This is a genomic window from Pseudomonas sp. H3_E07 (genome assembly GCF_054668895.1).
Window position 1 is genome coordinate 604,146 of sequence record NZ_CP162795.1, and the last position, 20,744, is coordinate 624,889.

Here is a 20,744-nt window from a genome sequence, read left to right on the forward strand (position 1 = left end):
CTACAGGGGTTCGCCGAGCAACAAACGTTGCTCGCGCGCACACAATTCCACCACGTAATCCCACAACACCCGCAACCGCACCGACTTGTGCAACTCCCGGCGCGAGCTGATCCAGTAGCTGCGCTGGATCCCCTCCCCCGGCAGCAACGGCACCAATTCCGGATCGCCCGAGGCCATGAAGCACGGCAACACTGCAATCCCCAACCCGGATCGCGCGGCCTGGTGCTGGGCGATCACACTGGTGCTGTGGAACACCACCTTGGGGTTGCGGCAGAAACTGCTGAGAAACTTGAGTTCCTGGCTGAACAGCAAGTCGTCCACGTAATCGATCCACGCATGTGCCGCGAGGTCTTCGCGCTTCTCAATCGGTGGGTTGCGGTCCAAATAAGTGCGGCTGGCGTAGAGGGCCAGGCGATAATCAGTGAGTTTGCGTGTGACCAGTTGATCGACGCTGGGACGCTCAAGATGGATGCTGATTTCCGCTTCGCGGTTGAGGATGCTGACAAAGCGGGGCACCGCCACCAATTCCACTTCCAATCCGGGGTAGCGATCGAACAGCCCGCCCATGCGGCTGGCGAGGAACATCACGCCCAACCCTTCGGCCACCCCGAGGCGGATCTTGCCCAGAGGCGCGGCGGAGTGGGTCAGTTCGTCTTCGGCCAGCAGCGCGACGTTTTCCATGGCTTCGGCATGCTTGAGCAGGGCTTCGCCGGCGGGGGTCAGCTCGTAGCCCTGGGCATGCTGCACAAACAGTGCGGTGCCGAGGCTCTTCTCGATGGCCTCGATGTGCCGGGCCACGGTGGCATGCGTGGTTTTCAGGCGTTGCGCGGCGGTGAGCAGGCGGCCGCTGCGCTGCAACTCGAGAAAGTACCGCAGATCGTTCCAGTCGAACATAACGCCTCCATTGCATGAGCCTCGGTTACGCTGTTTAAAAACGCACAGCAGCTGGGTAAAAACTAACATTTTTAAGACGAAAACTAACAACTAGGATGGAACCATAAGAAAAACAAGCGAGGCTTGCGATGCCCATTGCTACTGCTGAATACGATTACATCGTCGTAGGCGCCGGCCCCGCCGGCTGCCTGCTGGCCAATCGACTGTCCGCCAACCCTGCTCACCGGGTGCTGCTGCTTGAAGCCGGCGGCCGCGACAATTACCCCTGGATCCATATTCCCGTCGGCTACCTGTTCTGCATCGGCAACCCGCGCACCGACTGGTGCTTCAAGACCGAAGCCCAGGAAGGCCTGCAAGGCCGTGCGCTGAGTTACCCACGGGGCAAGGTGCTGGGCGGCTGCTCGTCCATCAACGGCATGATTTACATGCGCGGCCAGGCTCAGGATTACGACGGCTGGGCGGCAGAAGGCAACGCAGGTTGGGCTTGGAAAGACGTGCTGCCGCTGTTCAAGCAGAGCGAAAACCACTTTGCCGGCGGCTCGGAATTCCATAGCGACGGCGGTGAATGGCGCGTCGAACAGCAGCGCCTGCATTGGCCGATCCTGGATGCCTTTCGTGATGCGGCAGCGCAGAGTGGCATCGCCCCTGTCAACGACTTCAATCAGGGCGACAACGAAGGCTGCGGCTACTTCCAGGTCAACCAAAAGGCCGGCGTACGCTGGAACGCGGCCAAGGCGTTCCTAAAGCCGGTCCGCCAGCGCCCCAATCTGACGGTGTTGACCGACGTGGACGTAAACCGCGTGCTGCTGGAAAACGGTCGGGCCTCCCAGGTGATCGCGCGCCAACATGGCCAACAGGTGAGCTGGAAAGCGCGCAAGGAGATCGTGCTGTGCGCCGGCTCCGTCGGGTCGCCTGGCATCCTGCAGCGCTCGGGGATTGGCCCGTCCAATGTGCTTAAACCTTTGGGCATCGACGTACTGCATGAATTGCCGGGCGTCGGTGGCAACCTGCAAGACCACTTGCAACTTCGGCTCATCTACAAGCTGGAAAACGCCCGCACCCTCAACCAGATCGCGGGCACGCTGTGGGGCAAGATGGGCATGGGCCTGCGCTACCTGTACGACCGCAGCGGCCCGTTGTCGATGGCGCCCAGCCAACTCGGCGCGTTTGCCCGCTCGGGCCCGGAACAGACGTCGGCCAACCTCGAATACCATGTACAGCCGCTGTCGCTTGAGCGCTTTGGCGAACCGCTGCACGCATTTCCGGCGTTTACCGCATCGGTCTGCGACTTGCGCCCGCAAAGTCGCGGACGAATCGACATTCGCTCGGCCAACCCGGCGGACGCACCGCTGATCCGCCCTAACTACCTCAGTCATCCGGAAGACTTGCGGGTGGCCGCCGACGCGATTCGCCTGACACGCCGTATTGTTGCCGCACCCGCCCTGAGCCAGTTCAAACCGGTGGAATACCTGCCGGGCGATTCGCTGCAGTCCGAAGAGCAATTGCACGAAGCCGCCGCGCGTATCGGGACGACGATCTTCCACCCGGTCGGCACTTGCCGCATGGGCAGCGATAAAGACGCGGTGGTGGATGCTCAACTGCGGGTGCACGGGGTGCCCGGATTGCGCATCGCCGATGCGTCCGTCATGCCGCGCATCACGTCCGGCAACACCTGTTCGCCTACGCTGATGATCGCGGAGAAGGCCGCCCAGCTGATCCTTTCGCCGACTACAAGGAACCTTGCCCCCGAGAGACAAATGACTGCACCCGCATGACCCGTAGGACAACCGGCGCTGAGGTTGGCGCCGACAGTGGAACAACAATAAATAATCACTGTGAGGGCTACCCGATGTCAGAACAAGCTCAACCCCTGGGCGCGGCGGTCAATACCGCCATCACCCGCAACGAATCCAAGAAGGTCATCTTCGCCTCGTCCCTGGGGACGGTGTTCGAGTGGTATGACTTTTTCCTCTACGGCGCCCTGGCGGCGGTGATCAGCAAGCAGTTCTTTGCCGGGGTCAACGACACCACGGCGTTCATCTTTGCCTTGATGGCCTTCGCGGCCGGCTTTGTGGTGCGCCCGTTCGGTGCACTGGTGTTTGGCCGCCTGGGCGACATGATCGGGCGCAAATACACCTTTTTGGTCACCATCATCCTGATGGGCGTGGCGACTTTCTGCGTCGGGCTGCTGCCGACCTACGCCAGTATCGGTATTGCGGCGCCGATCATCCTGATCGTCCTGCGCATGCTGCAAGGCCTGGCGCTGGGCGGCGAATACGGCGGCGCGGCCACGTATGTGGCGGAGCATGCGCCTGCGGGCAAGCGTGGGTTCCACACCAGCTGGATTCAGTCCACCGCAACGCTCGGCCTGTTGCTGTCGTTGCTGGTAGTGCTGGCCTGCCGTTACTTCACCGGGGACCAGTTCGAAGTGTGGGGCTGGCGCATTCCGTTCCTGTTCTCCATCGTGCTGCTGGGTATTTCCACCTGGATCCGCATGAGCCTGCATGAGTCGCCGGCGTTCCTGAAAATGAAAGAGGAAGGCAAGGCCAGCAAGTCGCCGATCCGCGATTCATTCGGCAAATGGGAAAACCTCAAGATCGTGCTGATTGCCCTGTTCAGTATCAACGGCGGCCAGGCGGTGACTTTCTATGCGGCGCAGTTCTATGTGCTGTTCTTCCTCACGCAGTTCCTGAAAATGGACCCTGCCCTGGCCAACATGCTGCTGATCATCAGCGTGGTGATTGGCGCACCGTTTTTCATCTTCTTTGGCTGGCTGTCGGACAAAGTGGGGCGCAAACCGGTGCTGATGCTCGGTCTGTTGCTGGCGACCGCACTGTACTTCCCGATCTTCAAGAGTCTGGCGCACTACACCAACCCGGCGATGGACCAGGCCAGCAACCAGGCACCGATCACCGTGCTGGCCGACCCGGCCACCTGCACCTTCCAGTTCGACCCGGTGGGCAAGGCGAAATTCGACAGTCCATGCGACAAGGTCAAGACCTTCCTCGTCAAGCAGGGCCTGCCTTACAGCAGCGCCGCCGCCCCGGCCGGCAGCCCGGTACAGGTGAGCGTGGGCGACGTGCGGATCGAAGGGTTTGACGAAAAAGCCCTGCGCGGCGCCGTGACCCTCGCCGGCTACCCGTCTTCGGCGGATGTGGCCCAGGTCAACAAGACCATGGTGGTGGTACTGATCGTGGCGCTGATCCTGATCGCCGCGATGTGCTACGGCCCGCTGGCAGCGTTGATGGTGGAATTGTTCCCGACACGTATCCGCTACACCTCGATGTCCCTGCCTTACCACATCGGCAACGGCTGGTTTGGCGGGTTCCTGCCGACCGTATCGTTCGCCCTGGTGGTGTACACCGGCGATATTTTCTATGGCCTGTGGTACCCGGTGGTGGTGACCGGCGTGAGCCTGATTGTGGGAATGATCTGCCTCAAGGAAACGCGGCATGTGGATATCGATAAGAACTAACCCGGTCTCCTGAACACTGGAACACCCCTGTGGGAGCGGGCTTGCTCGCGAAGAGCGTGGATCAGTCGCAGAAAAGTTGACTGATCCACCGCCTTCGCGAGCAAGCCCGCTCCCACATTTGTTTTGTGATGACCACACAAATTGCTGTACATCCATACAGATAAAGGTTGATCAAAGCCCTCCGACTGAGCATCCTGCAAGGCATCAACCCGATCTGATGTGATGACCATGCGGCTGTACCTCTGTGAAAAACCCTCCCAGGCCAAGGATATCGCGGCCGTACTCGGCGCCAGTCGCCGGGGCGACGGCTGCTGGCTGGGCAATGGCGTCACGGTCACCTGGTGCATCGGCCACCTGCTGGAAACCGCCCCGCCCGACGCCTACGACGAGAAGTACAAGCGCTGGGTACTGGCCGACCTGCCGATCGTCCCGGAAAAATGGAAGATGCGCGTCAAACCCAAGACCGCCAGCCAGTTCAAGGCCGTCAAGCGTTTACTGGGAGAGGCCCAGGAACTGGTGATCGCCACCGATGCCGACCGTGAAGGCGAGATGATCGCCCGTGAGCTGGTGGAGCATTGCCGCTATCGCGGACCGATCCAGCGGCTGTGGCTGTCGGCGCTGGACGACGCCTCCATCCGCAAAGCCCTGGCGGCCCTCAAGCCCGGCGCCGAGACCTTCAGCCTGTACCACTCGGCCCTGGGCCGTTCTCGCGCCGACTGGCTGATCGGCATGAACATGAGCCGCCTGTTTACCTTGCTTGGGCGCCAATCCGGCTACCAGGGCGTGTTGCCCGTGGGACGGGTGCAAACGCCGACCTTGCGCCTGGTGGTGGACCGCGACCGCAGTATTGCCGATTTTGTACCAGTGGCTTACTGGGCCATCGATGTCGACCTGCAGCACGAGTGCATGACGTTCACCGCCCAATGGCGCGCGGCCGAGGATGCCTGTGATGACCAGGGCCGCTGCCTCGACCCGCAACTGGCGCGAGACGCCGCCGAAGCCATGCGCAACGCCGCCACCGCGCGGCTGGTCAAGCTGCGCACCGAGCGCATGCGCGAAGTTGCCCCCCTGCCCTTCGACCTCGGCACCCTGCAGGAAATCTGCTCCAAGAAACTCGGCCTTGGCGCCCAGGAAACCCTGGATATTGCCCAGTCGCTGTATGAAACCCACAAAGTCATCACCTACCCACGCAGCGATTGCGGCTACCTGCCACTGAGCCAGCACAGCGAAGCGCCGAAGATTCTTGCTGCACTGGCGCGCGCCGATGCCGCGGTGAACGAACTGATGCCACATATCGAGACCCAGCGTCGCTCGCGGGCGTGGAATGACGCCAAGGTCAGCGCCCACCACGGCATCATCCCTACCGGTGCCGGCAAGGACGTGGGGCAACTCACCGGCAAGCACCGCGCGGTGTACACCTTGATTCGTGCACGCTACCTGGCGCAGTTCCTGCCCAACCATGAATACGACCGCACCCAGGCGGACTTCGATTGCGCGGGGCAAGCGTTGCGCGCGGTGGGTAAAGTGGTGATCGAACCCGGTTGGAAACGCGCGTTGCCAGAAGCCCTGGCGCCGGCAAAAGGGCGGGAAGCGCCAGCCCCACAAGCATTGCCGGCATTGGTGCAGGGCCAGGATTATGCGGTGGCCAAGGTCAACCTCAAGGACCTGTGGACCCAACCGCCCAAGCCCTTCACCGAAGGTGACCTTATCAAGGCGATGAAAAACGTCGCCAAGCTGGTGGAAGATCCGCTGCTCAAGCAAAAGCTCAAGGACACCACTGGCATCGGCACCGAGGCCACTCGCGCCGGCATCATCCAGGGGTTGCTGGACCGGGGTTACCTGGTGAAGAACGGCAAGGCGCTGTCGGCCACGCCGGCGGCGTTCAGCCTGATCGATGCAGTGCCCCGCGCGATTGCTGACCCGGGCACCACCGCGATCTGGGAGCAGGCGCTGGACATGGTGCAAAGCGGCGAAATGAGCCTGGAAGAATTCGTCGCCAAACAGGCGGCCTGGATGAGCAAGCAAGTCGCGCGCTGCAATGGCATGCGCATGACCATCACTGGCCCGGCCAGCCCGGCAGGTCGAGGCGCCACACCGTGGAAAAAGAAACGTAAAAGCACGCCCCGCAAGACGGCGGCCAGCCCCAAGCGGGCGAAAAAACCGACAAATGCCGGTTAAACACCGAAAAAATCCGGCGAATGACGTTTTTCGACGGGTTTAACGCCGCTTTGGACCTTGCCGCGGCGTGGGCCGTCTAGGATTCTGTATGGGGACCCTGACCCACTAACAACAACACCGGAGTGGCCGCCATGAAAACCGTTGCACAAGTGCTCAAAGCCAAGGACCAGAAAAACCAGGAAGTCCATGTCATCAAACATGACCACACCGTGTTTGAAGCACTGGTGCGGATGTCGGAGAAAAACGTCGGCGCCTTGCCGGTCGTCCAGGATGGCGTGGTGGTAGGCATCATCAGCGAACGTGACTACGCACGAAAAATCATGCTCAAGGGGCTGTCGTCGGTCACCACAAAAGTCCATGAGGTGATGAGCTCTCCGGTGATCACCGTCGACACCCATAAAAAGGTCGATGAGTGCATGAACATCATGACCGACAGTCACCTGCGCCACCTGCCAGTGGTCGAAGACGGCAAACTGCTGGGGTTGCTCTCCATCGGTGACCTGGTAAAAGAAGCCATTGCCGACCAGGCCGACCTGATCAAACAGCTGGAGCAATACATCCGCGGCGAATAGGGGAACCCATGCTCGACACGCTGGAACATACAGAGGAGCACCTCGACACCCTGTACAGGGCGTTGGCGGAACGGCGTTTTCTGGTATTGACCGGTGCGGGGATCAGCACGTCGTCTGGTATTCCCGATTACCGCGACAGCGAAGGCGTGCGCCGGGGCAAGGCGCCGATGATGTACCAGGAATTCCTCGCCACTCCGCAGGCGCGGCGCCGTTACTGGGCGCGAGCAATGCTGGGGTGGCCGAGGGTACGCATCGCGCAACCGAACAAGGCGCACCTGGCGCTGGCGGCGCTGCAACAACGTGAGCGAATCAGCGGGTTGATCACCCAGAACGTCGACACCCTGCATGATCAAGCCGGCAGCCATGACGTGATCGAACTGCACGGCAGCCTGCACCGGGTGCTGTGCCTGGACTGCCAGTTGCGCAGCCAGCGTGATGCGATCCAGCGGCAGATGGAAATCGACAACCCCTACCTGGCGCACGTCCACGCGGTGCAAGCACCGGATGGCGACACCTTGCTCGATCCTGCGTTTGAAGAACACTTCCAGGTTCCCCGCTGCCCCCATTGCAATGGCGAGCGCCTGAAGCCGGATGTAGTGTTTTTTGGCGAAAACGTAGCCCCGGCGACAGCCGCCAGGGCGATGAATGCGGTAGAGCATGCCGAGGGTTTGCTGGTGGTGGGCTCGTCGCTGATGGCCTACTCGGCGTTTCGCCTGTGCAAAGCCATGGTCGAACAGAGCAAGCCAGTCATTGCCATCAACTTGGGCAAGACTCGAGGGGATGAGCTGTTGCACGTGAAGATCCAGGCGTCGTGCGAGCGGTTGTTGCCGCTGTTGACCGACCGTTTGCGGTAACCCGTACACCGCCAATCAAAACTGTAGGCGCTGGCTTGCGGGCGCCTACTGTGCTTTGTGTCGAATTCACTGGCTCGGCCCTACGACTCCCCCCTCCAGAAAATGACGCCCAAGTCACGTTTTCCTGCATTCTCCCGTCCTCACGGCGATTTATGTAGTGATAAAAAATAATCACTACATAATCGTTGACGTAACGTTTTTGTCCTTGCATTATCGAGACGTCTCCCGGATCGGGAGCGTTGGTAACAAGCGTTTTGAACAAGCTCGTCTGACCGCCGAGCTGTTTTTTCCGGATGTGCACTGCCCACAAGGCGGATTGATGAAGCTGACCGGACCGAGAGGCTCGGTACAAGGCGCTCAAATGCGGCTTGTCTTCGTTATGAAAGCATTGCGTAGCAGTTCATCAGCAAGACTACATGCATCAGGTTCAAGACCCTGCCCGTATTCGGCAGACAGTCGCTGACGCCCGGTTTTCTTAACCGGAGACAACTAAAGATGTTTTAACGAACCAACTGATAGATCGCCAACTGGTCAAGGGGCTTACACATGAATCTGAACAACCAACCAACTATCGAAGAATTGGCTGAGATGTTCGCAGCGCAGAAAGACACACTCGACGACCATATCCTGTGGATTGGCAAATCGGGCGAAGTCCAAATCGACTGCCTGGCGCCCCACACCGAAGAAGCCGAGTTCGACCGCAATAACCGTGAACTGGCAGCGCGCCTGAAAATGTACCGTCGTGGCCAGGGCTATGTCGGAAAGAAAGCCGCCGCCGATCGCAACTTCATCGAGCAGGTCTTCCACACACTTAATACCGAATGGCAGAACCTCAAAGGCCAATCGAACGTTAAAGTGATTGATAGATACTGCTGATAACAGCATTAAACAGTTAAGCCCGCTTGTTAGTTCAAGCGGGCTTTTTAATGCCTGTCTTATAACAATGCAGGAAACCGCCCCTTTGCCGCTTCATCCCGGAAAATATCAAACAACACCTGCGCCGCCGCCGACAGCTCATGCCCTGGCTTGGTCAGTACACCAATCGGCCGTTCGATAACCGGATCGCTCAAGGTGATGCAATGAGCGCCCGCCTCCTCCATTTGCCGTGCGCACAACGCGGGCACAGCGCTGACGCCCAAACCACTGGCAACCATCTTGCCCACCGTCGCCAGTTGATGGCTTTCCAGGGCTACCGGCAACTTCATGCGGAGGGCGCCCAGGTGTTCTTCCAGCATCACCCGCACTGTGGAAGGCCTTTGCAACGTGATGAACGGCTGTTCCAGCAAGGTTTTCCAATCGATTTCAGCACACTCTGCCAAAGGCGAATCACCAGGCACCACTGCGATGAAGCGATCAAGGTACAACGGCGTAAACGCCAGTGATGAACCTTCCGCAGGCTCGAACGCCACGCCCAACTCCACCTGCCGGTCGCGCACCATCTCCAGCACCTGCTCATTGATCAAGTCATGGACGGTCACATTCACTTGAGGGTAACGCGCGCGGAATATCTTCAGGATCGGTGGCAGCAAATTGCCCGCAAACGATGGCATCGCCGCGACGGTCACTCGGCCACGCTGCAAGGTGAAACGCTGGCGCAGTTCGTCTTCAGCGTTGTCCCAGTCGGCAATCAGCCGGCGCGCCAGGGGCAGCAGGGACTCGCCCTCAGGCGTCAGGGCAACGTTGCGTGTATTGCGGCTGAATAAACGCCCGCCCAGCCCTTCTTCCAGGCCCTTGATGGTCAGGCTCAACGCCGATTGGGAAAGGTGCAGACGCTCGCAGGCGGCGGCAAAACTCAGGCTTTGGGCCACGGCGAGAAACGCGCGCATCTGTTTAACTGTCATGACGCGACTCCAAACGGTTCGACGACTATGCTGTTTTTTAAATCAATCAACCTTAAAAAACAACTTAACAAATCAATCAGCCGGAGCAACACTCGGTTCATTGGCTGGCCCACAAACAATAAAAGAGGTGCATATGGCAGGTTTCGATAAACGCGTGGCGTCCTACGAGGAAGCACTGGCAGGCCTGGAAGACGGCATGACCGTACTCTCCGGCGGTTTTGGCCTGTGCGGCATTCCCGAAAACCTCATCGCCGAGATCAAGCGCAAAGGCACCCGCGACCTGACCGTGGTTTCCAACAACTGCGGCGTCGACGGTTTCGGCCTGGGCGTGCTGCTCGAAGAGAAGCAGATCAGCAAGGTGATCGCGTCCTACGTCGGCGAGAACGCGCTGTTCGAGAAGCAATTGCTCAGCGGCGAAATCGAAGTGGTGCTGACCCCCCAAGGCACCCTGGCCGAAAAAATGCGCGCTGGCGGCGCCGGCATCCCGGCCTTTTTCACCGCTACCGGCGTTGGCACGCCTGTGGCCGAAGGCAAGGAAACCCGCGAATTCAACGGTCGTCCCTACCTGATGGAAGAGTCCATCACCGGCGACTTCGCCATCGTCAAAGGCTGGAAAGCCGACCATTTCGGCAACGTCATCTATCGCCACACCGCCCAGAACTTCAACCCACTGGCCGCCACCGCCGGCAAGATCACCGTGGTCGAAGTGGAAGAAATCGTCGAACCGGGCGAGCTGGACCCGGCGCAGATCCACACCCCTGGCATCTACGTCGACCGGATCATCTGCGGCACGTTCGAGAAGCGCATCGAACAGCGCACCGTGCGCAAATAATCCGCCTCCAGCCCGAATAATAAGGACACCTAAAATGGCTCTTACCCGCGAACAAATGGCTCAACGCGTCGCCCGCGAAATGCAGGACGGCTTCTACGTCAACCTCGGTATCGGCATTCCGACCCTGGTGGCCAACTACATCCCCGAAGGCATGGAAGTGATGCTGCAATCGGAAAACGGCCTGCTCGGCATGGGTCCTTTTCCTACCGAAGAAACCATTGATGCCGACATGATCAACGCCGGCAAGCAGACCGTGACCGCACGCATCGGTGCGTCGATCTTCTCCTCCGCCGAGTCCTTCGCGATGATCCGCGGCGGCCACGTCGACCTCACTGTACTTGGCGCGTTTGAAGTGGACGTACAAGGCAACATCGCGTCGTGGATGATCCCCGGCAAACTGGTCAAAGGCATGGGGGGCGCCATGGACCTGGTGGCCGGTGCAGAAAACATCATCGTGATCATGACCCACGCGTCCAAGGACGGTGAGTCAAAGTTGCTCAGCCAGTGCAGCCTGCCGCTGACCGGCGCCCACTGCATCAAGCGTGTATTGACCGACCTGGCCTACCTGGAAATCGAAAATGGCGCTTTTGTCCTCAAGGAACGCGCACCTGGCGTCAGCGTTGAAGAGATTGTGAGCAAGACCGCCGGTAAACTGATCGTCCCGGACCACGTTCCAGAAATGCACTTCCAGTGAGGACAGATTCCATGCAAGACGTCGTGATTGTTGCTGCCACCCGCACCGCCGTGGGCAGCTTCCAGGGTTCGCTGGCAAGCATTCCGGCTCCGGAACTGGGCGCCGCCGTGATCCGTCGCCTGTTGGAACAGACCGGCCTCGACCCGGCCCAAGTGGATGAAGTGATCCTCGGCCAGGTACTCACCGCCGGCAGCGGCCAGAACCCGGCACGCCAGGCCTCGATCCTCGCCGGCCTGCCCCACGCGGTGCCGAGCCTGACCTTGAACAAGGTCTGCGGCTCCGGCCTCAAGGCCCTGCACCTGGGTGCCCAGGCCATCCGTTGCGGTGACGCCGAAGTGATCATCGCCGGCGGTATGGAAAACATGAGCCTGGCCCCTTATGTGCTGCCAGCCGCCCGCACCGGTTTGCGCATGGGCCACGCCAAAATGATCGACAGCATGATCACCGATGGCCTGTGGGATGCGTTCAACGACTACCACATGGGCATCACCGCCGAAAACCTGGTGGACAAGTACGGCATCAGCCGCGAAGCCCAGGACGCTTTCGCTGCGGCGTCCCAGCAGAAAGCCACTGCTGCTATCGAAGCGGGCCGCTTTGTCGATGAGATCACCCCGATCCTGATTCCCCAGCGCAAAGGCGACCCGGTGGCCTTCGCCGTGGATGAGCAGCCGCGCGCCGGCACCACTGCCGAGTCCCTGGCCAAACTAAAACCTGCGTTCAAGAAAGACGGCAGCGTCACCGCCGGCAACGCCTCCAGCCTCAACGACGGCGCCGCTGCAGTGCTGCTGATGAGCGCCGACAAGGCCAAGGCCCTCGGCTTGCCGGTACTGGCGCGCATCGCCAGCTACGCCAATGCGGGCGTAGACCCTGCCATCATGGGCATTGGCCCGGTATCGGCCACCCGCCGCTGCCTCGACAAAGCCGGCTGGAGCCTGGGCGACCTGGACCTGATCGAAGCCAACGAAGCCTTCGCCGCGCAATCCCTGGCGGTGGGCAAAGAGCTGGAGTGGGATGCAGAGAAGGTCAACGTCAACGGTGGTGCCATCGCCATCGGCCACCCGATCGGCGCGTCTGGCTGCCGTGTGCTGGTGACGCTGTTGCACGAAATGATCAAGCGCGATGCCAAGAAAGGCCTGGCAACGCTGTGCATCGGTGGCGGCCAGGGTGTGGCCCTCGCTCTCGAACGCAGCTGATTCAAAGAGCAACATAGAAGAGGCCCGGTTCCACGAAAACCGGGCCTCTTCTTCTCGATCCCCTGAAAGGACACGGTCAATGTGGGAGCTGGCTTGCCTGCGATGGCGGTCTACCTGTACCCGATGGTTAACCTGACCCACCGCTATCGCAGGCAAGCCAGCTCCCACATTTGACCTCCAATCGTCAGTCAGAACGCGGCACCGCAAACACCGCACTCGCCCGCGCCACCACCTTCTCCCCCACCTGCAGGCTCACCGTGGCAAACGCCATCTGCCGCCCCCGCTTGTGATGTTCCAAGCGCACCACAACCCACTCCCCCACCTGCACTGCACCCAGGTAATCCAAGGTCATGCTCGCGGTAATCAACGGCAACGGCGGCTCACTGGAAAACGCCATCGCATAACCCATGCCGATATCTGCCAGGGTCGCCAACACTCCGCCATGCACGGTGCCGCGTCCATTGGCGTGACGATTGTCGGCACGCAGGCCGATTTCCAATTGCAGTCCCTCCCCTCGGCAATATGCCGGGCCGAGCAGATCAAGCAAGGGACTGCTGCGCGGCAGTGAAACAAAGCCTTCTGGTACGACGTGAGTGATCATGACGGGCTCTTCCTTAGCATGAGGGTTGAGATGTACGCCTCGCCGGTACCAGCGGCCATGACCATCCATCATGCAAATCCCCCGTGATGCTTTGCGTTAATCCACCAGACCCGCTTTAATCGCCGCACCGCCCCCTTCAAGGAACTGCAATGCGCCACACGGACGGCAAATCCCACCTACTTCGTGGACCAATTTTGATGCTACTGGCCGGCCTGGCGCTGGTCGGCTGCTCGCCCAGTGACTCTTCGCGCGCGAGGGTGATCAACGGCGAACAAAGCCGTGCCGGCGCTCAATTGGCCTACGAACACGAACTGAGCCTGGCCCTGCCCGGCGCCCTGCTCGCACCGCGCATGCAGGCCACCCGCGAAGCCTGCGAAACCGCGCGCTTTGGCGCCTGCAATATCCTCGGCATCACCGAAGACGGCAGTGGCGGTCAGATCATCCTGCGCATCGCGCCCACCGGTGTTGAGCCGATGGTCGCGATGGCCGCTGAAGGTGGCACGCTCGGCCAGCGCATTACCACCGCCGAAGACCTGGCCGATGCCGTTGCCGATGTGCGCCGTCGCCAGGATCGGCTGCAATCCCAGCAACTGCGCCTCGACGAACTGGCCAAGCGCAAAGACATCACCGTCAGTGACCTGATTGCCTTGAGCAAGGAACAGGCGGGCATTGAAAACGAACTGCAGGAACTGGCGCAGGTCGCCGCCGGCCAGCAACGCCGCCTCGACACTAACCGTGTGACCCTGAATTTCCGCTCCTCCGATGGTGCGAACCAGCAGTCACGGTTCAGCCGGATGTTCAACAACCTGGGCGACAACTTGGTGGAAGGCACCGCCGACGCCCTGGAGCGGTCAAGCTATGTGCTGCCGTTCGTGATCCTGGCATTCCCGGTGGTGTGGTTGTGGGTATGGCTGTGGCGGCGCTTTGTAGTGAGGAGCCGTCCTGTGGTGAGCGGGCAAGCCCGCTCACCACAGGAGCCCCGCTCGAACAAAAATTGATCAGCGTTTCAGGCAACGCTGATACCGCTCATCCACCCGCTTGGCGAACCAGGCGGTGGTGAGGTTGCGGGTGATCTTGGGACTCTTGAGCGCGATGCCCGGCAGGATCGCCCGTGGCATCGGCTTGCCCGCCGCCTTGTCGGCCAGGGCAAACACGCGTTTGTAGAGCGTGGTGTCCTCGAAATCCAGCTGCTCGCCCTGCTCCAGCTGGCTGCGGATGCTGGGGTTGCGCATGTCCAGCTTGGCGCCCAATGAACGCACCGCCAGCTCAGTAGTGCCCGGCAACAGTGAACCGTAGCGAATCAAATCTCCATCCAACGCCAACTCTTTGCCCGCCGCACGGCTGACGGCAGCCTGGAACGCGGCATTGCGACTGGCGTACCAGCCAGCATTGAAGTCGGCAAAGCGGTACAACGGCTGGTCATAGTTCACTGGGTAGCCGAGCAAATGCGCGATGCCAAAGTACATACCCCCCCGGCGGGTAAAGACTTCGCGGCGAATGGTGCCGTCCACCGTATAGGGATAACCCCGCGCCTGTTTTTGCGCAAAGTCGATACTCACCTGCATCGGGCCTGCGGTATGCACCGGGTTGAAACCACCAAACAGCGTATTGCCCAGGGGCACCATGCTGATGAAGTCATCAAAGATGGCGCTCAGGTCTTTCTCCGTGCGCGCGGCACTCAGGCGGTCAGCGTACGTCTTGCCGGTGGGCGAGCGCAGTTGCAGTGCGCTGCGTACGACGAACGCCGGTACGTGGACTTTTCCGGCACGCCGCAGGATTTCATCCTGGGCGATCTTGCCCATGTTCGGTACCGGCGGGTCGACCTGAAAAGTGGATTCCTGCTCGGTAACCGCCAGCACGGCGCAGATGTTTTCTGTGCTGGGGTAGATTTTTTGGGTGTCGAAGGCGGTGTAGATATCCTCGGCCCAACCTTTGCGGTCAGGCACCTGGGCCGGTAGCAGGCGCACGATCTGCGCCTTCACCTCGGCCTCGCTGCGCTCCGGCTGTTGCGGGTTGCGCGTGGTAGAGCAACCGGCCAGCACCAGCAAAGTGGCAAGGCAGAGGAACAGGCGGCTTGAATACATTGGGCTTCCTTGGATGGCGACGGGCCAGGCGTTGCAGATATCGACCGGCAAGTCTAACCAGGGTTCGCCCACCTTGTGCACTCGCCAGTGACCCGTAAAACGTGACAGGATCGGTCATCGACCATTCGTACACGGAGTTTGAATGCCATGCTCAGCCTGAACTTCCTGATTACCTGCCTGATTGTCGTATTGATCCCCGGCACCGGTGTGATATTCACGGTGTCCACCGGCCTCACCGCCGGCAAGCGCGCCAGTGTATTCGCAGCGCTGGGCTGTACCGCCGGGATCATCCCGCATTTGCTCGCGTCGGTACTCGGCCTTTCCGCCCTGCTGCACACCAGCGCATTGGCGTTCGATATGCTCAAGTACGCAGGCGTTGCCTACCTGCTCTACGTGTCATACGCCACCTGGAGGGACCGCTCGGCCTTTGCGGTCAGCGAAACCCCTACGCTGTCCAGTGCACGAAGCCTGATGTTGCGCGGACTGTTGATGAACATTCTCAACCCTAAGCTGACGATTTTTTTCCTGGCCTTCCTGCCCCAGTTCGTCACGCCTGGCAGCACTGCGCCGGCCCTGCAAATGCTGGTGCTGAGTGCTGTCTTCATGGGGATGACGTTTGCGGTGTTCGTGGTGTATGGCCTGCTGGCCAATGTATTTCGCCGCGCAGTGATCGAATCGCCACGGGTTCAGAATTGGTTGCGGCGCAGCTTTGCGGCGGCCTTTGCGGGGCTGGGGTTGAACCTGGCGTTTGCGCAGCGCTGACACACCGAAAAAACGGTAGGCGCTGGTTTGCCAGCGCCTACCGTGGGGATGGAGTTAGATCCCGGCCAGCGCCAGGTCCATCGCGAAGTAGGTGAAAATCAGGTCCGCACCTGCACGCTTGATCGATCCCAACGTCTCGCGCACCACGCGGTCCTCATCAATCGCACCCGCCTGGGCGCCGAATTTGATCATCGCGTACTCTCCGCTGACCTGATACGCCGCCACCGGCAGGCGCGAGGCTTCGCGGATGTCGCGGATGATGTCGAGGTAGGCACCGGCAGGCTTGACCATCAGCGCGTCCGCGCCTTCCTGCTCGTCCAGCAGCGACTCGCGCACCGCTTCGCGGCGGTTCATCGGGTTCATCTGGTAGCTTTTGCGGTCGCCCTTGAGCGCGCTGCCCCCGGCTTCGCGGAACGGGCCGTATAGGGCCGAGGCGAATTTGGTCGAGTACGCCATGATCGGGATATGGGTGAAACCGGCATCATCCAACGCGCGGCGGATCGCCTGGACCTGGCCGTCCATCGCTGCAGAAGGCGCAATAACGTCAGCACCGGCGCGGGCGGCAGCCACGGCTTGCTTGCCGAGGTTGACCAGGGTTGCATCGTTGTCGACATGGGCACCGTGCATCACACCACAGTGGCCGTGGTCGGTGTATTCACAGAAGCAGGTGTCGGACATCACGATCATTTCCGGCACGGCGTCCTTGATGATCGAGGACATGCGCGAGACCAGGCCACGCTCCTTCCAGGTGTCGCTGCCGCTGGCATCCAGGTGATGTGACACGCCAAAGGTCATGACCGACTTGATGCCGGCACGGGCATAGCGTTCGACTTCACCGGCCAGTTTTTTCTCAGGGATGCGCAATACACCGGGCATGCTGGTGATGGGCACGAAGTCGTCGATTTCTTCTTCGACGAAGATCGGCAACACCAGGTCGTTGAGGGTGAATTCACTTTCCTGAAACAAACCACGCAGCTCCGGAGAGCGGCGCAGGCGGCGTGGGCGGGCTTGGGGGAACTGGCTGGTCATGGCTTTCCTATCAGAAGGCAGAAATCTTTGGGGCGAAAGCTTATGCCCCTTCGCCCCGGCAGCACAAACGCCGAGGGGCCAATAGTGTATTGCGCCGCCCGTAACAATTCATTGATCTAGAGCTGCAGTCGCCCTTCGATACAGACGGCCACCGCGCCGCCAACCCAGATTTCATCGCCCTGACGCTCGACGCGAATCCGCCCCGCCCGTCCAATGGCCGTGCCCTGGCTGACCACATAACACTCAGGCGCCAGGCCCTCGGCCAGCAGCCATTGGGCGACGCCAGCGTTCAGGCTGCCGGTGGCCGGGTCCTCCGGGGCGCCATCACCCGCGATGAAGGCGCGGACCTCAAACTGCGCGTCCACATCGTCGTGAGCAGGGTCGCACGGTGCAATCACCCCCACTGCCAAACCGAGCAGTTGCGAATAGTCCGGTTGTAGAGCCAGTACCTGATTGCGGTCAGCCAGCATCACCGCCAGCCAGCCCGCGCCGTTGTCGACCCATTGGCTGCGCACGATGGCCTCGGGTGCAAGGCCCAGCGCCAAGCGCACGCGTTCAACCAACGAGGCCTCCAGCGGCCCGGAGCGCAATAACGGTGGCGCGATAAATGCCAGTTCTTCGCCCTGGCGACGGATACGCACCAGGCCGATTTCGCACTCCTGGATGATCTCCTCGCCTTTTGAGACCCCGCCGGCCTGCAGCCACGCGTAGCAACTGCCCAGCGTCGGGTGCCCGGCGAACGGCAGCTCCGTCAAGGTGGTGAAAATTCGCACCCGATAGTCAGCCCTTGGATCACGCGGTGTCAGCAAAAACGTGGTTTCACTGAGGTTGGTCCAATTGGCGAAGTCCGCCATCTGCTGGTCAGTCAGGCTGTCTGCACCGAACACCACCGCCAGCGGGTTGCCTTTGAGCGCCACACGGCTGAAGACGTCCAGCTGCTTGAAATCGAAAGTCGGCATGCTTTAACTCGGAATATTGAGGCCACGGATCACTGCCGGCCGTGCGACGAAACCGTCCAGCGCGCGCAGCACGTTAGGAAAGTCGGCAATGCCCACGAGGTCACCGGACTCGTAGAAGCCGATCAGGTTGCGGATCCACGGGAAGGTCGCGATATCGGCGATGCTGTACTCGTCGCCCATGATCCAGGTCCGGCCCAGCAGGCGTTTCTCCAGCACGTCGAGCAAACGCCGGGATTCGGTGGCGTAACGATCGCGGGGACGCTTGTCTTCGTAGGCCTTGCCGGCGAATTTGTTGAAAAAACCCAACTGGCCAAACATCGGGCCGATACCGCCCATTTGGAACATCAGCCATTGGATCGTTTCATAGCGGGTGGCCGGGTCTTCGGGGAGCAGTTGGCTGGTTTTTTCCGCCAGGTAGATCAGGATCGCACCGGACTCGAACAGCGCCAGTGGCGAACCGCCGGGGCCATTGGGGTCGATGATCGCGGGGATCTTGTTGTTGGGGTTCAGGGACAGGAACTCGGGAGACAACTGGTCCTGTGTCTCGAAGCTGACTTTGTGCGCTTCATAGGGCAGGCCCAGCTCTTCGAGCATGATTGAGACTTTCACTCCGTTGGGCGTCGGCAGTGAATAGAGTTGCAAGCGCTCGGGATGCTGAGCAGGCCATTTGCTGTTGATCGGGAAAGCGGCGAGTGGGTTCATCGCAAGTACCTGGGCAGAAAGCAACCATGATAGTCATCTACCACGCGTCCTGCATGAGTCATCAATGCGCAATAACTGCTGGCTATTATCCCGTTTGGGCGAACCAATAGGCCCGCGGGCACTCTCAAGTACGCTCAAACAGTGAATGGAGGCAACGCGTTATATCGACAGGGAACACCGCAGGACGCCGGATGCGTTACTGGGGCCGGGCTTGTCCGCCTTAACCCGATGCACTGAAGACTCGACACTAATGACCATCAAGCCTTTGTGCCTTGCGCGACATCTGAAACGATATTCATACATCATGTTGCCGCTGTTATTGGTTGGCGGCGCTCTCGGCCTGACCCTGGAATCGCGCATCAGCAGCGCCGAACCCGTGGATGGCGTGCAAACCCTGGTGTTCCTGCGCCATGGTGAAAAACCCGCCGGGGGCCTGGGGCAACTCAATTGCCAGGGCCTCAACCGGGCAATGAACCTGGCCACGGTATTGCCAGACAAATTCGGCAAGGCCGATTTCGTCTTCGCCGCCAACCCGACACGCAATGTGGAAGAAGGCGAGCTGGACAATTCCTACAGCTATATTCGACCGCTGATGACCATCAGCCCCAGCGCCATCAAGCTGGGCCTGCCGGTGAACATCAAGTTTTCCGCGAATGACACCAGCGCCCTCGCCGACGAGCTGGTGGAAGACAAGTACCACAACGCCACCATCTACACCGCATGGTCCCACGGCTACCTGCCGGAGCTGATCAACAAGGTGGCCAGTGAAGCGTCGGGCGAAAAACACACCATCACCGACGACTGGTCCGGCAGCGACTACGACACGCTGTATGTACTGACGCTGACCTGGCACAACGGCAAGGCCTCCTTGCTGAGCCGCAACTACAAGCAAGGCTTGAACGACGGCGCCGAAGGGTGCCCGGCACCGACACAAGTGAGTGCCGATAGCTGACAGCGTATGATGCGTCGCTATTGACTCACCTGCGGACTCACACCATGCCCAACGTCACTTCATCCCAGCCCAACCGAGGCTGGTCTTTCTGGTGGAAACCAGCGCTGTTCCTGCTGATTGCCTGTGTTGGCCTCTACTACGTGAAGTGGTCGCCCTACTACCTCAAGGCCTTCGTGGCCGCCGACAACCACAGCATCGGCGCTTCGATCCTCAACGATCAGCAAAGCGCGCCACTGGCCGCTGCGCTGGCCTATGCCCAAGTGTATTTCCTCGCGATCTGGAAGGCCGCCGTGCTGGCGGTGATCCTCGGTTCGCTGTTGCAAGTGCTGATACCCCGCGATTGGCTGCTGCGCCTGTTTGGCCGTGCCGGACTCGGGTCTACCTTGCGCGGCGGGCTGTTTGCCTTGCCGGGGATGATGTGCAGCTGCTGCGCGGCACCGGTTGCGGCAGGCATGCGCCGCCAGCAGGTGTCCGTGGGCGCGGCGCTGGCCTTCTGGATCGCCAACCCGGTACTCAACCCTGCCACCCTGGTATTCATGGGCTTTGTGCTGGGCTGGGGCTTTACCGCGTTACGCCTGGTGGCAGGCATTGTGTTGGTGGTGGGTGTGTCGCTGGTGGCGCAGCGCATTTCGCGGCCGGATCAGGTTCCTGAGCCAGCGCTGGAGGCGATGGCCGAAGTCAGCGTTGTCGAGTCCCAACCCTTCCTGAGCCGCTGGCTGCGCACCCTGTGGCAACTGTTCTGGAGCACCATCCCGGTCTACATCCTGGCGGTGCTGATCCTGGGCGCGGCGCGGGTGTGGCTGTTCCCGCATGTGGATGGGGCCATGACCAACAGCCTGGTGTGGCTGGTGCCATTGGCGATTGTCGGCACGTTGTTCGTGATTCCTACGGCGGCAGAGATACCTATCGTACAAACCATGATGGCCCTGGGCATGGGCACCGGCCCGGCCGTGGCCCTGTTGATGACCTTGCCCAGTGTGAGCCTGCCGTCACTGCTGATGCTGCGTAAGGATTTTGATGCGCGAGTGCTGGCAACGGTTGCCGGATTGACCATGCTGGTGGGGGTGGTGTGTGGGTTGATCGGAGCGGTGCTTCTTTAGGTTTTGGATGAGCTTCAGGCGC

20 protein-coding genes are annotated in these 20,744 nt (G+C 60.8%); 13 read left to right on the top strand and 7 right to left on the bottom strand.

Annotation, left to right across the window (positions count from 1 at the left end; translation table 11 throughout):
* Nucleotides 1-894, bottom strand: coding sequence for a LysR family transcriptional regulator (locus tag AB4O08_RS02570; protein WP_010211310.1), 894 nt, complete (start codon nucleotides 892-894; stop codon nucleotides 1-3).
* A gap of 128 nt (nucleotides 895-1,022) precedes the next feature.
* Here AB4O08_RS02570 and AB4O08_RS02575 point away from each other — a divergent pair, with 128 nt between their 5' ends.
* The 6 genes from AB4O08_RS02575 to AB4O08_RS02600 all read left to right on the top strand — a co-directional run bounded on the left by AB4O08_RS02575 (nucleotide 1,023) and on the right by AB4O08_RS02600 (nucleotide 8,849).
* Entirely contained in the window at nucleotides 1,023-2,669 is a 1,647-nt protein-coding gene (locus AB4O08_RS02575) for a GMC family oxidoreductase (RefSeq protein ID WP_460114680.1), read from the top strand.
* Nucleotides 2,670-2,743: 74 nt separating this feature from the next.
* Complete coding sequence (locus tag AB4O08_RS02580; protein ID WP_010211312.1) at nucleotides 2,744-4,369, top strand: MFS transporter; 1,626 nt, start codon at nucleotides 2,744-2,746, stop codon at nucleotides 4,367-4,369.
* A gap of 228 nt (nucleotides 4,370-4,597) precedes the next feature.
* Nucleotides 4,598-6,547, top strand: a complete 1,950-nt coding sequence (locus AB4O08_RS02585) for a DNA topoisomerase III (RefSeq protein WP_460114681.1) — start codon at nucleotides 4,598-4,600, stop codon at nucleotides 6,545-6,547.
* 131 nt (nucleotides 6,548-6,678) lie between these two features.
* Entirely contained in the window at nucleotides 6,679-7,119 is a 441-nt protein-coding gene (locus AB4O08_RS02590; protein WP_016977364.1) for a CBS domain-containing protein, read from the top strand.
* An 8-nt stretch (nucleotides 7,120-7,127) separates the two neighbouring features.
* Nucleotides 7,128-7,973, top strand: coding sequence for an NAD-dependent protein deacetylase (locus AB4O08_RS02595; protein WP_010211316.1), 846 nt, complete (start codon nucleotides 7,128-7,130; stop codon nucleotides 7,971-7,973).
* Nucleotides 7,974-8,519: 546 nt separating this feature from the next.
* Nucleotides 8,520-8,849 carry a hypothetical protein gene (locus AB4O08_RS02600; RefSeq protein WP_010211317.1) on the top strand — a complete coding sequence of 110 codons (330 nt, stop codon included), beginning with the start codon at nucleotides 8,520-8,522 and terminating at the stop codon, nucleotides 8,847-8,849.
* Nucleotides 8,850-8,908: 59 nt separating this feature from the next.
* Here the strand turns inward: AB4O08_RS02600 and AB4O08_RS02605 are convergent, their stop codons facing one another.
* Nucleotides 8,909-9,814, bottom strand: a complete 906-nt coding sequence (locus AB4O08_RS02605; protein WP_045792312.1) for a LysR family transcriptional regulator — start codon at nucleotides 9,812-9,814, stop codon at nucleotides 8,909-8,911.
* A 133-nt stretch (nucleotides 9,815-9,947) separates the two neighbouring features.
* On the opposite strand from AB4O08_RS02605, the gene AB4O08_RS02610 reads away from it, so the two are divergent.
* Genes AB4O08_RS02610 through AB4O08_RS02620 form a run of 3 tightly spaced genes read left to right on the top strand, consistent with a single transcriptional unit; the run spans nucleotide 9,948 to nucleotide 12,533 of the window.
* On the top strand, nucleotides 9,948-10,646 hold the full coding sequence (locus tag AB4O08_RS02610; RefSeq protein ID WP_010211319.1) for a CoA transferase subunit A: 699 nt from the start codon (nucleotides 9,948-9,950) through the stop codon (nucleotides 10,644-10,646).
* Nucleotides 10,647-10,680: 34 nt separating this feature from the next.
* Complete coding sequence (locus AB4O08_RS02615; RefSeq protein ID WP_010211320.1) at nucleotides 10,681-11,340, top strand: CoA transferase subunit B; 660 nt, start codon at nucleotides 10,681-10,683, stop codon at nucleotides 11,338-11,340.
* Between the two features lie 11 nt (nucleotides 11,341-11,351).
* Nucleotides 11,352-12,533 carry an acetyl-CoA C-acetyltransferase gene (locus AB4O08_RS02620; RefSeq protein WP_010211321.1) on the top strand — a complete coding sequence of 394 codons (1,182 nt, stop codon included), beginning with the start codon at nucleotides 11,352-11,354 and terminating at the stop codon, nucleotides 12,531-12,533.
* A 184-nt stretch (nucleotides 12,534-12,717) separates the two neighbouring features.
* Here AB4O08_RS02620 and AB4O08_RS02625 read toward each other — a convergent pair whose 3' ends face one another.
* Nucleotides 12,718-13,134, bottom strand: coding sequence for a PaaI family thioesterase (locus AB4O08_RS02625; protein ID WP_044286963.1), 417 nt, complete (start codon nucleotides 13,132-13,134; stop codon nucleotides 12,718-12,720).
* Between the two features lie 149 nt (nucleotides 13,135-13,283).
* On the opposite strand from AB4O08_RS02625, the gene AB4O08_RS02630 reads away from it, so the two are divergent.
* Entirely contained in the window at nucleotides 13,284-14,132 is an 849-nt protein-coding gene (locus AB4O08_RS02630; protein ID WP_044286962.1) for a DUF4349 domain-containing protein, read from the top strand.
* Here AB4O08_RS02630 and AB4O08_RS02635 read toward each other — a convergent pair whose 3' ends face one another.
* A complete protein-coding gene (locus tag AB4O08_RS02635; RefSeq protein WP_042571482.1) occupies nucleotides 14,133-15,218 on the bottom strand; it encodes a DUF1615 domain-containing protein in 1,086 nt (361 codons plus the stop codon).
* 147 nt (nucleotides 15,219-15,365) lie between these two features.
* Between AB4O08_RS02635 and AB4O08_RS02640 the strand changes: the two genes are divergently transcribed.
* A complete protein-coding gene (locus tag AB4O08_RS02640; RefSeq protein WP_010211325.1) occupies nucleotides 15,366-15,980 on the top strand; it encodes a LysE family translocator in 615 nt (204 codons plus the stop codon).
* A 54-nt stretch (nucleotides 15,981-16,034) separates the two neighbouring features.
* Here AB4O08_RS02640 and hemB read toward each other — a convergent pair whose 3' ends face one another.
* The 3 genes from hemB to AB4O08_RS02655 form a co-directional block, all read right to left on the bottom strand.
* Nucleotides 16,035-17,009, bottom strand: a complete 975-nt coding sequence (hemB, locus tag AB4O08_RS02645) for a porphobilinogen synthase (RefSeq protein WP_010211326.1) — start codon at nucleotides 17,007-17,009, stop codon at nucleotides 16,035-16,037.
* Between the two features lie 116 nt (nucleotides 17,010-17,125).
* Nucleotides 17,126-17,968, bottom strand: a complete 843-nt coding sequence (locus tag AB4O08_RS02650; protein ID WP_044286961.1) for a PhzF family phenazine biosynthesis protein — start codon at nucleotides 17,966-17,968, stop codon at nucleotides 17,126-17,128.
* A 3-nt stretch (nucleotides 17,969-17,971) separates the two neighbouring features.
* Complete coding sequence (locus AB4O08_RS02655) at nucleotides 17,972-18,670, bottom strand: glutathione S-transferase N-terminal domain-containing protein (protein WP_236266795.1); 699 nt, start codon at nucleotides 18,668-18,670, stop codon at nucleotides 17,972-17,974.
* Between the two features lie 250 nt (nucleotides 18,671-18,920).
* Here AB4O08_RS02655 and AB4O08_RS02660 point away from each other — a divergent pair, with 250 nt between their 5' ends.
* Both AB4O08_RS02660 and AB4O08_RS02665 read left to right on the top strand, forming a co-directional pair.
* The gene (locus AB4O08_RS02660; protein WP_021492025.1) at nucleotides 18,921-19,622 is read left to right on the top strand and encodes a hypothetical protein; all 702 of its coding nucleotides are present in this window, start codon (nucleotides 18,921-18,923) and stop codon (nucleotides 19,620-19,622) included.
* A 44-nt stretch (nucleotides 19,623-19,666) separates the two neighbouring features.
* Complete coding sequence (locus tag AB4O08_RS02665; RefSeq protein ID WP_010211330.1) at nucleotides 19,667-20,722, top strand: permease; 1,056 nt, start codon at nucleotides 19,667-19,669, stop codon at nucleotides 20,720-20,722.
* Nucleotides 20,723-20,744 lie beyond the last annotated feature (22 nt).

Coding starts and splice junctions, on each gene's coding strand:
- AB4O08_RS02570 (WP_010211310.1), bottom strand. CDS start 894: ATGTTCGACTGGAACGATCTGCGGTACTTTCTCGAGTTGCAGCGCAGC.
- AB4O08_RS02575 (WP_460114680.1), top strand. CDS start 1,023: ATGCCCATTGCTACTGCTGAATACGATTACATCGTCGTAGGCGCCGGC.
- AB4O08_RS02580 (WP_010211312.1), top strand. CDS start 2,744: ATGTCAGAACAAGCTCAACCCCTGGGCGCGGCGGTCAATACCGCCATC.
- AB4O08_RS02585 (WP_460114681.1), top strand. CDS start 4,598: ATGCGGCTGTACCTCTGTGAAAAACCCTCCCAGGCCAAGGATATCGCG.
- AB4O08_RS02590 (WP_016977364.1), top strand. CDS start 6,679: ATGAAAACCGTTGCACAAGTGCTCAAAGCCAAGGACCAGAAAAACCAG.
- AB4O08_RS02595 (WP_010211316.1), top strand. CDS start 7,128: ATGCTCGACACGCTGGAACATACAGAGGAGCACCTCGACACCCTGTAC.
- AB4O08_RS02600 (WP_010211317.1), top strand. CDS start 8,520: ATGAATCTGAACAACCAACCAACTATCGAAGAATTGGCTGAGATGTTC.
- AB4O08_RS02605 (WP_045792312.1), bottom strand. CDS start 9,814: ATGACAGTTAAACAGATGCGCGCGTTTCTCGCCGTGGCCCAAAGCCTG.
- AB4O08_RS02610 (WP_010211319.1), top strand. CDS start 9,948: ATGGCAGGTTTCGATAAACGCGTGGCGTCCTACGAGGAAGCACTGGCA.
- AB4O08_RS02615 (WP_010211320.1), top strand. CDS start 10,681: ATGGCTCTTACCCGCGAACAAATGGCTCAACGCGTCGCCCGCGAAATG.
- AB4O08_RS02620 (WP_010211321.1), top strand. CDS start 11,352: ATGCAAGACGTCGTGATTGTTGCTGCCACCCGCACCGCCGTGGGCAGC.
- AB4O08_RS02625 (WP_044286963.1), bottom strand. CDS start 13,134: ATGATCACTCACGTCGTACCAGAAGGCTTTGTTTCACTGCCGCGCAGC.
- AB4O08_RS02630 (WP_044286962.1), top strand. CDS start 13,284: ATGCGCCACACGGACGGCAAATCCCACCTACTTCGTGGACCAATTTTG.
- AB4O08_RS02635 (WP_042571482.1), bottom strand. CDS start 15,218: ATGTATTCAAGCCGCCTGTTCCTCTGCCTTGCCACTTTGCTGGTGCTG.
- AB4O08_RS02640 (WP_010211325.1), top strand. CDS start 15,366: ATGCTCAGCCTGAACTTCCTGATTACCTGCCTGATTGTCGTATTGATC.
- hemB (WP_010211326.1), bottom strand. CDS start 17,009: ATGACCAGCCAGTTCCCCCAAGCCCGCCCACGCCGCCTGCGCCGCTCT.
- AB4O08_RS02650 (WP_044286961.1), bottom strand. CDS start 17,968: ATGCCGACTTTCGATTTCAAGCAGCTGGACGTCTTCAGCCGTGTGGCG.
- AB4O08_RS02655 (WP_236266795.1), bottom strand. CDS start 18,670: ATGAACCCACTCGCCGCTTTCCCGATCAACAGCAAATGGCCTGCTCAG.
- AB4O08_RS02660 (WP_021492025.1), top strand. CDS start 18,921: ATGACCATCAAGCCTTTGTGCCTTGCGCGACATCTGAAACGATATTCA.
- AB4O08_RS02665 (WP_010211330.1), top strand. CDS start 19,667: ATGCCCAACGTCACTTCATCCCAGCCCAACCGAGGCTGGTCTTTCTGG.